The sequence below is a fragment of the Yoonia maritima genome (genome assembly GCF_003003285.1).
Classification (GTDB): Bacteria; Pseudomonadota; Alphaproteobacteria; order Rhodobacterales; family Rhodobacteraceae; genus Yoonia; species Yoonia maritima.
Map to the genome: position 1 here is coordinate 14,987 of NZ_PVTP01000008.1, position 14,277 is coordinate 29,263.

Sequence of the window (14,277 nt, forward strand, 5' to 3'; positions counted from 1 at the left end):
CGCATGACACCGCCCCTTTCGTCCATGCCGCGCCTGCTGCTTTGGGGTGCAATTCTATTCGTTGTGTTGACCGCAATCGCCAGCCTTTTTGTCGGGCCACGAGCGATCACCCCCGCGACAACATTGACCGCGCTATTGGACTTTGACGCCGGAAATGGCGCGCATCTGTTGGTGCGCGACCAGCGCCTGCCCCGCGTGTTTCTTGCGCTTTGCGTCGGCGCGGCGCTCGGGGCCGCTGGCGGAGTGATGCAAACGCTGACACGAAATCCGCTGGCTGATCCGGGGCTGTTGGGCATTTCAGCGGGCGCGACGCTCGCCATTGTTTGCCTGATCGCTGCGACTGGCCAAATCAATATCGGTGCGTCGCTTTGGGCCGGCATCTTTGGGGCCGGGGTTGGTGGCGCTACCGTATTTTTGCTGGGTGGGATGACCAAAACACATGACCCGGTACGGCTGGTACTGGCAGGTGCGGCGTTGTCTATCGTGCTGATGACGCTGACACGCGTGATCACCGTAAACGCCGAAGCCCATGTTTTCGATCAATTCCGTCACTGGGCTGTCGGATCATTGCAGGGGCGCGGCTGGGATGTTTTATGGCCCAGCATCTGGCTGACGCTCATTGGTGGCCTTGCTGCGGTCGCTTTGGCGCGACCGCTAGATGCGCTGGCATTGGGCCAAGATTTCGGCCAAAGCCTTGGCGCTGATCCTCGCCGTGTCTGGTTTGCCGCAGCCGCCGTGATCGTCGTGCTTTGCGGGACAGCGACAGCGGCAGCCGGGCCAATCAGCTTTGTCGGCTTGGCCGCGCCACATCTGGCACGCCATATCACTGGCCCTTCGCATCGTGCGCTACTGCTTCTTTCCATGCTGATCGGCGCGGCGCTTGTCAGTGTCGCTGATCTGGCCGGGCGGCTGATCGACCCGGCCGCACAAATCGACGTTGGCATCATGTCTGCCCTCATCGGCGGGCCGATATTCGTCGCTTTGGCACGGCGCCTAAAGATGAGCGGGCTATGACGACTGCACCAAACATTGTCCTACGTTGGCGGGGTTGGTCGTTGCTTTTGGCACGCCGCGCGCTTTGGCTGAATATCATCCTGTTCGGGCTGCTCGTGATTGGCTCCACGACAGCGCTGATGCTCGGGCGGCTTCCAATCGGGACGCAAGAGATTTGGCAGGTCATTACGGGCAATGCCCCATCCCGCGCCGTCGAACATGTGCTCATAGACATCCGCCTACCACGCCTTTTGGTTACAATCGGCGCAGGTGCGGCCCTTGGCACCTCGGGCGCGGTGTTTCAGACCATCTCGCGTAATCCACTTGGGTCGCCTGACGTCATCGGTTTCACTGCTGGCGCTGCCACGGGTGCGCTTATCTGGATTATCGTCTTTGGCGGTACAGGTGCCAATGTCGTGCTTGCAGCGATGGCCGGCGCGCTTCTGACTGGCGTCGGCGTGTATCTATTGGCCAGAAAAGACGGACGGGTCAGCGCCTATCGGCTTGTACTGACGGGGATTGGCGTTGGTGCAGTGCTGCACGCGATCAACGCACTGCTGCTGGTAAAGGGCGATCTAGACGTCGCGATTTCGGCGAACCTTTGGCTGGCGGGGTCCGTCGACGGGCGCGATTGGGGGCATGTTTGGCCTTTATGGCTCGGGCTGATTGCGCTGATGGGGCCCATGCTTTTGGGAATGCGGCCTCTAGGAATGATGGAGATGGGCGACGATTTGGCAGGGCCACTTGGCGTGCCCGTCGAACGCGTGCGCCGCTGGATGCTACTGGGCGCGCTGATACTCGCCGCCCTCGCGACAAGCGCCACCGGACCGATCGCATTCGTCGCTCTCGCCGCACCACAGCTTGCGCGGCGGCTGGGGCGTGCACCAACACAACCGCTTATCGGGGCGACGTTGTTTGGCGCGTGCCTCATGCTTGGCGCGGACCTTTTGACACGCGTTGCGCCCTTCGACTTGACCATGCCAATCGGACAAGTCACCGGGATCATTGGTGGGGTCTACCTGATCTGGTTGCTCGCCGGAAATCGGCTACGGAACGGCGCCCCGTAAATCCGACAAAAACACTTGACATTATGGTGGCCCTGCCCTTGTTTACACGCGCCAGATCCGGGCCCTCGCACAAGGGTCCCCAGCCCAAAATGACGCCCCCCGGAACCAGCAGGACACCATCATGACCAAGCATAACCCGCATACCGACGACCAGTTCGGTTCTCGCCCTGCGACACCAGACGAAGCGCGGATATGGCTTGAACATATGCAGACTGAAAACGGTCTGGTGCCTTCTGTTCAGCTTGTCCAACTGCCTGCGGAAACCGAGCCGGGCACAATCGCAGCGGCTTTTGTTCAACTGGTGATCGATACGCCGGAATTGGGCCGGAGCTATCATTTCGATGATACGGGTGAATTGCTGGTGCGTCCGTCACAAACCACGGCTGGCCTGCAAATCCGCTGGGCGCAAAACGCATCACAGGTGGCACAAGTCGTAACAGATTTGGCTGCCGAAACCTGGGATCTAGCGACGCGTGGACCATTAGCGCTCGCGCTGATTATGGCGCAAAACACGACACATCTTGCGTTGATCCGGCACCCGATTGCAGCTGACCTTCCAGACAGCAACATGCTGTTGGCGACACTTGCTCCCAAAGCAGAAAATCAGGCGACTGACCTTGCCCTTCAGGATACAGCGACAGATCAAACCACACAAACCATCCTCGACGAATTCCGGCTCGCGCTTGATGCACCCGAGATGACAGCCGATAGCGATTTCTTTGATTTCGGTGGGCATTCGCTGGTCGCCACCCGCGTCATCGGGCGGCTTGCGTCGCAACACGGGTTTGAGCTGCGGTTCAACGACCTATTTTCACATGCCACCGCTGCGTCACTGGCCAAAGTCGCCAAGATCGAAACGCCGGCCGCCGATCAGCAAGCCGACGATTGGGCTGCGGTGAAACCGGGGCCGCTTCCGACGCTTTATGAAACCACAGAACGCACGCCACTGTCGCACGCGCAGGCGTCCTTGTGGAAAATCTACGCCGCACTTGGGTTTGGACCTATGTTCAACATCCCCTTTGTGCTGCGCTTTCTTGATCCGGTTGACGAAACAGTTTTCGCCGCCGCCTTCCGCGATATTCTTGAACGCCACCCTGCCCTGCGCAGCCGCTTTATCGCCGAAGGCGACACCGTCGAACAAGAATGCATTCCGATGTCAGAGGTCGACCAACAGCAATGGTTCTGGCCGTCCGAAGGTGTCCAAGACCCCGCGCCGATCCTTGGCGAAGAGGCCGGTTACGACTTTGACCTCGCGCGTGACCTACCGATCCGGCTGCGTTTTGTGCGCGACGCCGAAGGGCAAACACTGTCGTTCCTGTTCCATCACATCGTCGTTGACGAATGGTCCGTGAACCTGATGATGGATGACCTTGCCAAAGCCTATGCCGCAAGGGTCGCGGGTAACGCACCCGACTGGGGAGAACCCATCGCGCCATTCCACGCCTTTGCCCACAAACAAGCGGCGTCTGGATTTGACCAAGACGCGTTGGACTACTGGGTTGATGCTCTTAAGGACGCGTCACCCCCACAGCCAATCCGCGCCGCGACAGCCGCACCGTGGCAGCCGCCTGCGGATGGTCATGCTGCGGACGGTGGCTGGACCGAGATCATGCTTGATCGTCCCGTTTCAGATGCGCTTTACGCGCTGTCCAAAGATTGCTCTGCCTCGTTGTTCAACACCGTTTACGCCGCGATTTCATGTGCGCTACAACGGCTTGCGGGGCTCGATGACCTGACAATCGGCACATCGGCGTCAGGGCGCACCGACCCCGAATATTTCGACACCATCGGGTATTTCACCACTGTGACGGCCCATTCGCTGCGCACCCCCGGCCACCTCACGCCACGGGCGCTGATCGGCAACGTGCGCGACATGATCAACGGATCGCTGCCTTACTGCGAAATCCCAATCGACCTTGTCGAAGATGCGCTGACGGGTGGCAAAGCCCCATTGGGCGAACACATGTTCGAAGTCTTCATTCAAATCCACGCGCAAAACAAACTGAACGGCACGCTAGAAGGACCCCAAGGCCCGATCCGGTTCCGTCAAGTCGACCCCGAAAAAAGCGACTCTGTGCTTGGCCTACAGTTCGAGGTCGTCGAAGACGTGATCGAGGGCGCAAAACGCCTGCGCGTAATGATGAGCTATCGCACCGCGCATTACGGCCCCGATGATGTCAAAGCACTGATTTCAGCAGTCGAAAATAGCTGTGCAGCCTTCGCCAGCGACAATGCAGCGGATCGTCCGCTCGCCGAACTATTACCCTAATCCCTTGCCCGTCACTCGCCAGTCAGAGGCCACCTTGAACGCAATTTCACGCTCTCATAACGCCCCAAACCAGCAGCCCACCACAAACACCCCGCGCCTTCAGGCGCAGGGGCTTTCGCTTAGCTATGCTGGCAAAGTGGTCAGCGCAGATATTTCGATGGGCGTCGAAGAGGGCAAGTTTTCCGTCATCATCGGCCCGAATGGCTGCGGGAAATCCACGCTCTTGCGGGGGCTTTGTAATTTGCTGCCGCCAAGTGCGGGCCAGGTTCTTCTTGATGGGCATGACATCGCGCGGCTCCCCCCGCGCAAGCTCGCCCAAGAAATCGGGTTGTTACCGCAAAGCGCACAGGCCCCGCCGGGGATCACTGTTGTCGATCTTGTCGCGCGCGGGCGCTACCCGCATCAGGGGCCGTTCCGCCAGCAAAGCGCGGAAGATGAACGTATCGTCGCCATGGCAATGGATGCCGCCGGTGTCGCCGATTTGGCACATCACGATGTCGAAGCGCTCTCTGGTGGCCAACGCCAACGCGTCTGGATTGCGCTTGTGCTTGCCCAAGAAACACCAATCTTGCTGCTGGACGAGCCGACAACATATCTCGACATTGCCCACCAGCTTGAACTGCTTTCGCTGCTGCGCCAATTGAACCGCGAACGGGGGCGCACAATTGTGGCCGTGCTGCATGACCTTAATCAGGCCTGCCGTTACGCCGATCATCTCGTGGTGATGACCGCTGGTAAAATCGTCGCCGAAGGCACGCCAAAGGCGCTTATGACGCCAGACTTGCTGCAGCAGGTGTTTGGGTTGGATGGGATCATCATCGACGATCCCATTAGCCATACACCAATGATCGTACCGCGCTGATTAGCTCGCGACTGACCACTTTTTGACCGCACCCTGCGCCGCCCACATCCGGGCATAGCGGCCGCCTTTGGCCAGCAAATCGGCATGCTTTCCTGCTTGCATAAGGGTGCCGTCTTCGATCACCAAAATCTGGTCGGCCCCAACAATGGTGGACAGGCGGTGCGCAATCACAATCACGGTCTTTTGTGATACCAACGCATCCAGCGCACGCTGCACGGCCAGTTCGCTTTCAGTATCTAACGCCGCAGTTGGTTCATCCAAAACAATAATCGGGGCATCCTTTAAAAGCGCCCGCGCGATCGAAATCCGCTGACGTTCACCACCAGACAATCGGCCACCAATTTCGCCCAATGGAGTCTGCCAGCCCTGCGGCAAGCGTTCGATGAAATCCAAACATTGCGCGGCTTTGGCAGCTGCACGAACTTCTTCGTCGGTTGCCTCTGGGCGGCCCATGCGGATGTTGGCAAGAACCGTGTCGTTGAACAGGTACACATCCTGAAACACGACAGAAATCAGACCATTGATACGATCCGCAGGGATTTGTCGCAGATCAACCCCGCCAATTGTCACCGCACCATTCTGCGGATCGAAATGCCGTAGCAACAGTCGGGTCAGAGTCGTCTTGCCACAACCCGATGGACCAACAAGCGCGGTCAACGACCGTTCGGGCAGATCGGCGTTGAAACCACTGATCGCCTGACCGTCACCTTGCGCATATGTGAAATTAACATCCTTAAACTGGATTCCAAATTCCTTGGGGACCTGTGCTGGTTCAGTTTGCGGCAAAGGCTTGGTCGCCATTAACGCGCCGATCCGTTCAAGCGCGGCTTCCATCACCTCTAGCATCGCGGTGTATAGGATGAACGTGGACAGTGGTTCTGACAGGCGCACTACAATCACAAAGACAGCGCCCAACGTCGCGGGGTGCAGGCTTCCGGCAACGACCAGCCAAACACCAAGCCCCAAAACCGCAACCAAGCCCAATTCAACGACGCTCGCTACGATGATGTTCGGCTTTGCCCCTTTACGATGCCCAAACGCCTGAATCGATTCCAGTTTATGGAATGTCTGGGAAAGCTTCTCGGCTTTTTCGCCTGCACGACCAGCGGCCCGCAAAATCGGAAGCCCCTGCGTATATTCCAACACGTCGGCGCTGGCTTCTTGGTGGGCTTGGCCCAAAATCCGTTTGCCACGCCCCAGCGCGGGCCTGCGCCAACGATAAAGCGGCACGATGGCCGGGAAAATCATCAGCAGCAACAGCCCCAACCGCCAGTCAAACATCACGATACCAATCGCGGCACACAGTGGCGTAACAATCGCAGTGAACACCAGATTAAGCACCGTCAGCGCATAAAGCAGGTTCTCATCGACGTTGCCTAAAACCATCGAGTTCAACTCTCCGGCGCGTTTGTTCTGTAATTGCTCTAACGGGATTTCACGCAGTTTTGCGCCCAACTGGCCACGCAATCGCCATGTCGCACGAACCATGCGGCCGTCGAAATCAAACCCTTGGGCAAACCAACGCAAACCCGAAGCCGTACCCATCAGGGCGATCATCACGCCAAACCAGATCAACGCCCGGCTTAGGTCCGGATCAGTCGCGGCGGCAGTGAACAGCGGCGCAATCGCGGCTAGGCCAAAGCCCTGAAAAGCAGCGGCAGCGATCAATCCAGCCAATGACCAACGCAGGCCCGGCGCGGCCTCTGGTCCGACGCTATCGGCTAGCTGACGAAAGGTCGTTAAAAAGGAACTCGCGCTTGTTTTGCGCGGCGGTACATTTGCGGCTTTTTGCATCATTTCACCATCTCGATCACGGGTGCTTGGGGGGTGCGTTCACCGCCCAGCGACCAGTTTTGCGCCTGTTCATAGTTGTTCCATAGGCGGGCATAGACCCCGCCCTGCGCGACCAAATCATCATGCGCCCCACGTTCGGCAATCTGCCCGCGATCAAAGACCAAGATTTGATCGGCGTCGCGGATCGTCGCCAAACGGTGCGCCACCATGATAACAGTCCGCCCGCGCATCAGCTCGGACAGGGCGGCGATCAATTCGGCCTCGTTTTCAGGGTCGGCAAAGGCTGTCGCCTCGTCCAGCACCAAAATAGGACGGCTTTGCAAAAGCGCCCGCGCAATCGCGATCCGCTGGCGTTGGCCACCTGACAAAAACACACCGCGTTCACCGACGGGCGTGTCGTATCCTTGGGGTAGATCACTGATGAAACCATGTGCCTGCGCAGCAGTCGCAGCAGCAATCACGTCTTCGTCGCTGGCGTCTGGTTTGCCGATTCGAATATTTGCAGCGATCGATTCTGCAAATAGAAAGCTTTCCTGAAACACGAACGCGACTTGTTCCATTAACTGATCAGGGCCCATGTCGCGGATATCATGACCGCCCAATGAAATCGCACCCGACGTCACATCCCAAAATCGTGGGATCAGACGCGCGACCGTTGTTTTGCCTGCACCCGATGGCCCGACCAAAGCGGTCACGCTACCCTCGGCAACTGCAAAGCTGATATCGCGCAGCGCGGGGTCCAAATCAGGACCATAGGAAAAGGTCACGTTTTCAAACTGCAATGCTGGCGCTGTTGGGTCCAAGGTTAGCGGCGTGTCCGATGGCACCTTGGCCCCCTGCCCCAGTTCGGGCGCAGTCATCACTTCTTCGATGCGCGCAACGCTTAGCGATACTTTCTCGATCATGTGGCGCAGCATCATCATCGGCATCATCGCTTCGGCCATGCCGGTACAGATCAGCAGCACGCCAAGCCACCGCGATACAGATAAATCACCCGCTGATGTCAGCCAAAGCCCAGTGCCCAACACCAGGGTCAATGTCGGCATCGGGCTTAGCACAAGCCAAGAGAACCGCGCCGGAAATCCAGCCGCGCGGTACCAATCCAACATCACCGTTAGATAACCGTCCAACGCATTCTGATAGCGGCCAAAGCTCATCTTGCCGCTGTCAAAGTTGCGCACAACAGGCATGGCCTGCACGTATTCAACGACCGCCGCACTAACCTGTTCACGAGCGGCGTTATATTTGCGCACCATGTCACGACGACGTTTTTGTGCACCGTTCAAGATGCCATAGCCAAACCCGAGGACGATCAAGGTCACAAGCGCCAGCCGCCAATCCAATGCGATCAACAGTGCTAGCGTCACGACCGGCGTCACATAAGCACGCGCATAAAGCGGCGTACTATCCGCCACGAACACATGCAGCGCTTTCACATCATCATGGATTACCTTGGCCAGCGCACCGGCACCTTGGGTTTCGACATAGCCAAGCGACACGCGCGCCAGCCGTTCTGCCAAACCAGTGCGCAACACGCGTTCCAACCGAAAGGCTGCATAATGCGCCTGATTGAACGCGCCCAGCCGGGCGACATAGGCACCGACTGTGCAGATTGCAGCACCCGCAAACCAAAGCCACGGAACCGTTGTTGGGTCTTCGATCAGGCGTTGCACAACCATCATCAACTGCAGCATCACGGCCAAACCAAACAGCGCCGAACTGGCCGAGATCGCCATCGCCAGATTAATCTGTGTCTTGACCGGGGTAAGAATGCGCCAGGGCGAAACGCGTTTTGGTTTCGGGGTTTGCTCTGCGCGCGGCTCTTTGATCGCCATTGCCTGCCTCTTCATGCTTTATGCGGGACTGTTGGCTAGGCTTTCGGCGGTGCCGCAGCAGCTTGGCTGATCGAGGCAGACGATAACAACCGCGCACCACGACTACAAGCGCCCGAGGTCACCCGGACGCAATTTCTTTGATCGCTCAGAAACTGATTAATGTTGGTTAATCAGCCATTTCCATGATGGCATAGGTGATCTGCGCCGTCGTGAAATCGGACACGGTGCTATCGTCATGGGGGGCCAGTTCCACCACATCAAACCCAACCAAACGACGCCCCTTTAGGGCATGACGGACAAGGTTCAGCGCCTGATAGTACCCCAGTCCACCCGGCACGGGCGTACCCGTCGCAGGCAAGATCGACGGGTCCAATCCATCGACGTCAAAGCTGACATAGACGTCTTGGGGGAAATCATCGGGCAGATCGACCGCACTGATGTTTTCGGTCACCAATTCTTCGGCATCGCGATAGAAGACCCCGCAATCGGTACGGCGCGTGGCCTCTTCGGTGCACAGGGCCCGTACGCCAAACTGCGCAATGCGAATGCCATCTTCTTCGGCCAGCAATTGCATGACCGATGCATGCGAATGGCGTTCATCTTGATAGGCAAGCCGCAAATCAGCGTGGGCGTCAATTTGGACAATACCAACATCGCGGCCCAAGCCGCGCACCACACCGCGCACCGCACCATAAGAAAGCGCATGTTCGCCGCCCAAGGTGACAGGAACAGCGCCTGCCTTTACGGCCCCTTCGGTGCGGGCGGCAATCCGTTCCATGACTTCGGGCAATGGGCCGGAACAATCCACAAATTCTTCGGTAGCGATACCCTGCGCACAGGGTTCGGAATTGCGAAACAGGCGCTCTAGCTCAACGCTGGCCTCAAGAATTGCATCAGGGCCGCCGGCGGTCCCTGCCCCGTAAGACACAGTGCGTTCTAGCGGTACGGGGATCACCCGAAACTTGGCCGACTGCGGATCGCGTTCGCGACCTGATAGTTCGCCTTCAAGAAAATAAGTCATGACAAGCGCTCCAAGAAATCTTCGTAGGTAAATTCGCGGATCATCCGCAGGTCATCAGTGTCAGAATTCCAAAGCGCAATCGCAGGCAAAGGCACCCCGTTAAACGTATTGGTTTTCACCATCGAATAATGCGCCTGATCCAAAAACGCGATGCGGTCGCCCGGTGCCAATTCCTGTGCTGGGGTATAATCACCAATCACATCGCCCGCCAAACAAGACGGCCCGCCAAGACGATAGGTCGTGCCCTCTGCAACCTCGCCCAATAGATCAGGGCGATAAGGCGCTTCGATCACATCGGGCATGTGGCATGTGGCCGATATATCAGTAATCGCCAAAGGCATGTCGTTGTTGGCAACGTCCAGCACTTCGCCGACCAAGATGCCCGCATGCAGCGCGCAGGCCTCGCCCGGTTCCAGATATACGGCGACGCCGTAGGTTTCTTTGATGTGCTGGATCAGCGCGATCAGCCCCGCGCGATCATAATCAGACTTGGTGATGTGATGCCCGCCACCAAGGTTCAGCCACTTCATGTTCTTCAGCCACGGCCCAAGTCGGTCTTCGACCGCATCCCAAGTCCGCTTGAGAGGTTCAAAACCCTGTTCGCACAGCGTGTGCATGTGCAGCCCGTCGATGCCAATCAGATCAGCCGCGCTGACCTTTGATATCGGCGTGCCAAGCCGCGAACATTGCGCTGCGGGATCGTATTTTGGGTTCCACCCTTCGGAATGTTCCGGGTTGATACGCAGACCAAGGCTAATGGTTTCACCCGCGTCCCGCGCCGCTTGTACCTGGCTGGCGAAACGCTGATGCTGGCTTGGTGTGTTAAAGATCAAGTGATCGGACAGATGGATGATTTCATCCAGATCATCCGCCTTGAACCCGGCGCAATAGGTGGTGACCTCACCCGCATATTTTTCGCGACCTAGCCGGGCCTCATAAAGACCCGACGCGCAAACACCCGACAGGTATTTGTTGACCAAAGGCGCCGTCGCAAACATCGAAAACGCCTTGAGCGCCAATAGAACATGCGCACCTGATTGCTTGGCCACGTCGGCCAAGATGCTCAGGTTACGTTCGATCGCGACTTCGTCCACGACAAAACATGGCGAAGGCACACGGTTCAGGTCAAACCGCGCAAAGCTCGTGCGGGAGAGTTCTTCGATATCCATCGTCAGCTTAGAACTCTGGATGCCCGTCAAGCTCGACCACCTGCCAAGGCAGACCATCGGTGTTCAGCATGTCCATGAATGCATCGGGATCCAGCTGTTCGGTGTTCCAAACACCCGGTTCCAGCCAAATACCTTTCATCATCATCGCCGCACCAATCATCGCAGGTACACCAGTGGTGTATGCAACGGCTTGGCTGCCGACCTCGGCAAAGCATTCTTCGTGATCGCAGATGTTGTAGATGTAATAGGTCTTTTCGCTGTCGCCCGCAGGGCCAGTGATGATGTCACCAATACAGGTTTTCCCTTTGGTCAGCGCACCCAGATCGCTTGGGTCTGGCAGCACGGCCTTTAGGAACTGAAGCGGGATAATCTCGTGGCCTTCATAGGTCACAGGTTCAATGCTGGTCATGCCGATGTTTTGCAGAACGGTGACGTGGTTGATGTAGGCATCACCAAAGGTCATCCAGAAACGCGCCCGCTCGATTTCGGGGAAGTGCGTTTTCATGCTTTCCAGTTCTTCATGGTACATCAGGTACATGTTCTTTTCGCCCACAGCAGGGAAATCGAACGCAACCTTATGCGACATTGGCGGTGTTTCGACCCAGTCACCGTTTTCCCAGTGACGCGCAGTTGCGGTCACTTCGCGGATGTTGATCTCTGGGTTAAAGTTGGTCGCAAATGGCTTGCCATTATCGCCGCCGTTACAGTCCAGAACGTCGATCAGGCGAATGCCGTCCAGTTTGTGTTTACGAATCCAAGTCGCAAAAATCGACGTCACACCCGGATCAAAACCAGAGCCCAGAACAGCCGTCAAACCCGCCTTTTCAAAGCGTTCCTGATAGGCCCACTGCCAGTGATATTCGAACTTGGCCTCGTCCTCGGGCTCATAGTTGGCGGTATCCAGATAATGCACGCCCGCCTCTAGGCAGGCATCCATCAACGCCAAATCCTGATACGGCAACGCAAGGTTCACCACTAGCTCAGCACCAGTTTCCTTGATCAGTGCAACCGTGGCTGCAACGTCCATCGCATCCAGCGCGGCAGTCTTGATCGTCACACCAGTGCGGGTCTTTACATTTGCCGCAATATCATCGCACTTTGAAACCGTGCGGCTGGCCAATGTGATCTCTTTGAATATCTCGGGGTGCATCGCCATCTTAACGACTGCCACGGCACCAACGCCACCGGCCCCTACAACCAGAACTTTTTCCATGTTTTGATCCTTCATTTTCATTCAGCCGTCCGTGCCAAAGTAGGTCGAACCTGCAAGACTATCTTTATAAGCTGCCATCATCGTACGCCGTTCCGCGGCATTCACCTTGCCCGCTTTCACGGCCTTTTCCACCGTCTTGCGGAACGTGGCAAGACAGTCTTGGGGGTCGTATTCGACAAAGGACAACACCTGCGCGATGGTGTCACCTTCAACTTCGTGTTCGATGTCAAAACCACCTTCGCCATCAAGCGAAATGGTCACCACATTCGGGTCACCAAACAGATTGTGCAAATCGCCCAAGGTTTCCTGATAGGCACCCACGAAAAACACGCCGATATAGTAATCCTCGTCCTTGCGCAGTTCGTGCACAGGCAGCGCGCCGGAAACACCATCAGCCAGCACAAACTGATCAATTTTACCGTCACTATCACAGGTAATATCGGTCAAAACAGCGCTACGCGTTGGTTCTTCGTTCAGGCGCTGTAGCGGCATGATCGGATGCAATTGGTCAATCGCCCAAACGTCAGGCAACGATTGGAACAACGAGAAATTGCCGTGGTAGTAATCGACGAACCCTGTCAGCTGTTCATCAATCTGACCTGCACTATCTTCCAGCTTTGCCGCAGTCTTGAAGCGCGACAGCAGATATAGGAACGCCTGCTCGGCACGCGCCAAAAGCTGCAGATCAATCTGTCCACGTCGGAACAACGCCCGGATTTCATCACGATAATAAATCGCGTCGTTCAACGCCTCTTGCAGGCGGGCACCCGCGATATAGCCTTCAACCGCCAACAGATCGCTTAGCAGATGGTGATCACCTTCGTGGACCTCGGGCTTTTCCGAATTGTCATATAGGGTTGCGCCCAAGATATTGAACACAAAGATCGCCGACTGCGCGACGACAAAACGCCCGCTTTCGGTCACGATCGTTGGGTGTTCAATGCCCGCATCGTCCATCGCATAAGCGACGGTTTCCACAAGGTTCGTGCAGTATTCGTTCACGGTGTAATTAACCGAATTCTCATCCGGGCGGCGCTCACCGGTATAATCGACGCCCAAACCACCGCCCAAATCCATATAAGAAAGCGGCGCACCCAAACGGGTCAGTTCAACGTAAAAACGGCAGGCCTCGGTCGCGGCACGGCGGACATCCATGATGTTGGGCACTTGCGATCCCAAATGGGTGTGTTGCAACACCAGACAATCCATCAACCCGGTTTCTTCCAAACGCGCGGTTAGCTTGACCACATCCAGCGCACTTAGGCCAAACACAGAACGGTCACCCGATGACGCCTGCCATTTGCCCGTCACAGTTTCAGTCAGCTTGATCCGCACGCCCAGCGTCGGGCGCACATCCAATTCAGTAGCAATCCGGTACACGGTTTCAAACTCGTGCAGGCTTTCAAGCACGATGATCGTGTTAAAGCCCAACTTCTGCGACAAGATCGCAAGATGCATAAAACCCGCATCCTTTGCACCGTTGCAAATCAACAAAGCATCCGGCGACATGGTTTGCGACAAGGCGATCAACAGCTCGGGCTTTGACCCGACTTCAAGGCCAAAGTGATACTGACGCCCCACTTCAGTCAGGCGCTCTACAACATCGGACTGCTGGTTCACCTTGATCGGGAAAACGCCACGATACTTGCCTTTGTAATTCACCTCGCGGAATGCAGAGTCAAACGCGGTATGAAGGCGGTCTAGCGCACGGTCCAAATAGGGCTGAACGCGCAACAAAATCGGTGCCGAAATTCCGCGCTGTGTTAGTGCGTTCATCACCTCTGGCAATGACACTGGCGGGCTGTCGTCATGCGGATTACGCAGCGCCAAATCGCCGCTATCGGCAACATCGACCAAGCCATCCGACCAAGAAGAAACACCATAAATGTCAGTAATTTCGTGGGCTGTGTCTCTCATAAGCAATCCGTGTTTCTAAGGCGAAACGGGATCACGTTGATTGGTTTTTGATGTAAAATCATAACTCCGCCCGCTATTATTGAATAGCTAGGTAGGCGAAACTTCGGCACGAAAACGAAGCGACCAACCGGGCGGGT

At 56.9% G+C, this 14,277-nt stretch carries 10 protein-coding genes; 4 read left to right on the forward strand and 6 right to left on the reverse strand.

Translation table 11 applies throughout. The features are described from left to right. Positions 1-3: 3 nt before the first annotated feature. From CLV80_RS12095 to CLV80_RS12110, 4 genes are all read left to right on the forward strand, one after another. Positions 4-1,014 (forward strand): FecCD family ABC transporter permease, encoded by a 1,011-nt coding sequence (locus tag CLV80_RS12095; protein ID WP_243394541.1) that lies wholly within the window; start codon positions 4-6, stop codon positions 1,012-1,014. Continuing rightward, positions 1,011-2,060, forward strand: a complete 1,050-nt coding sequence (locus CLV80_RS12100) for a FecCD family ABC transporter permease (RefSeq protein WP_106358202.1) — start codon at positions 1,011-1,013, stop codon at positions 2,058-2,060. Before CLV80_RS12095 ends, CLV80_RS12100 begins: the two co-directional genes overlap by 4 nt. Positions 2,061-2,181: 121 nt before the next feature. Beyond that, positions 2,182-4,329, forward strand: a complete 2,148-nt coding sequence (locus CLV80_RS12105; RefSeq protein WP_106358203.1) for a condensation domain-containing protein — start codon at positions 2,182-2,184, stop codon at positions 4,327-4,329. Positions 4,330-4,372: 43 nt separating this feature from the next. Further along, complete coding sequence (locus CLV80_RS12110; protein WP_243394558.1) at positions 4,373-5,191, forward strand: ABC transporter ATP-binding protein; 819 nt, start codon at positions 4,373-4,375, stop codon at positions 5,189-5,191. On the opposite strand, the gene CLV80_RS12115 is transcribed toward CLV80_RS12110, so the two are convergent. The 6 genes from CLV80_RS12115 to speA all read right to left on the reverse strand — a co-directional run bounded on the left by CLV80_RS12115 (position 5,192) and on the right by speA (position 14,140). Then, a complete protein-coding gene (locus tag CLV80_RS12115; RefSeq protein ID WP_243394542.1) occupies positions 5,192-6,988 on the reverse strand; it encodes an ABC transporter ATP-binding protein in 1,797 nt (598 codons plus the stop codon). Next, positions 6,985-8,820 carry an ABC transporter ATP-binding protein gene (locus CLV80_RS12120; protein ID WP_106358206.1) on the reverse strand — a complete coding sequence of 612 codons (1,836 nt, stop codon included), beginning with the start codon at positions 8,818-8,820 and terminating at the stop codon, positions 6,985-6,987. The genes CLV80_RS12115 and CLV80_RS12120 overlap by 4 nt, the downstream gene beginning before the upstream one ends. Positions 8,821-8,986: 166 nt before the next feature. Beyond that, entirely contained in the window at positions 8,987-9,841 is an 855-nt protein-coding gene (gene speB, locus CLV80_RS12125) for an agmatinase (RefSeq protein WP_106358207.1), read from the reverse strand. Beyond that, positions 9,838-11,010 (reverse strand): carboxynorspermidine decarboxylase, encoded by a 1,173-nt coding sequence (gene nspC, locus CLV80_RS12130; RefSeq protein ID WP_106358208.1) that lies wholly within the window; start codon positions 11,008-11,010, stop codon positions 9,838-9,840. Before nspC ends, speB begins: the two co-directional genes overlap by 4 nt. A 7-nt stretch (positions 11,011-11,017) precedes the next feature. Then, on the reverse strand, positions 11,018-12,244 hold the full coding sequence (locus CLV80_RS12135) for a saccharopine dehydrogenase family protein (RefSeq protein WP_243394544.1): 1,227 nt from the start codon (positions 12,242-12,244) through the stop codon (positions 11,018-11,020). After that, entirely contained in the window at positions 12,245-14,140 is a 1,896-nt protein-coding gene (speA, locus tag CLV80_RS12140) for a biosynthetic arginine decarboxylase (protein ID WP_106358209.1), read from the reverse strand. Positions 14,141-14,277: the final 137 nt, after the last annotated feature.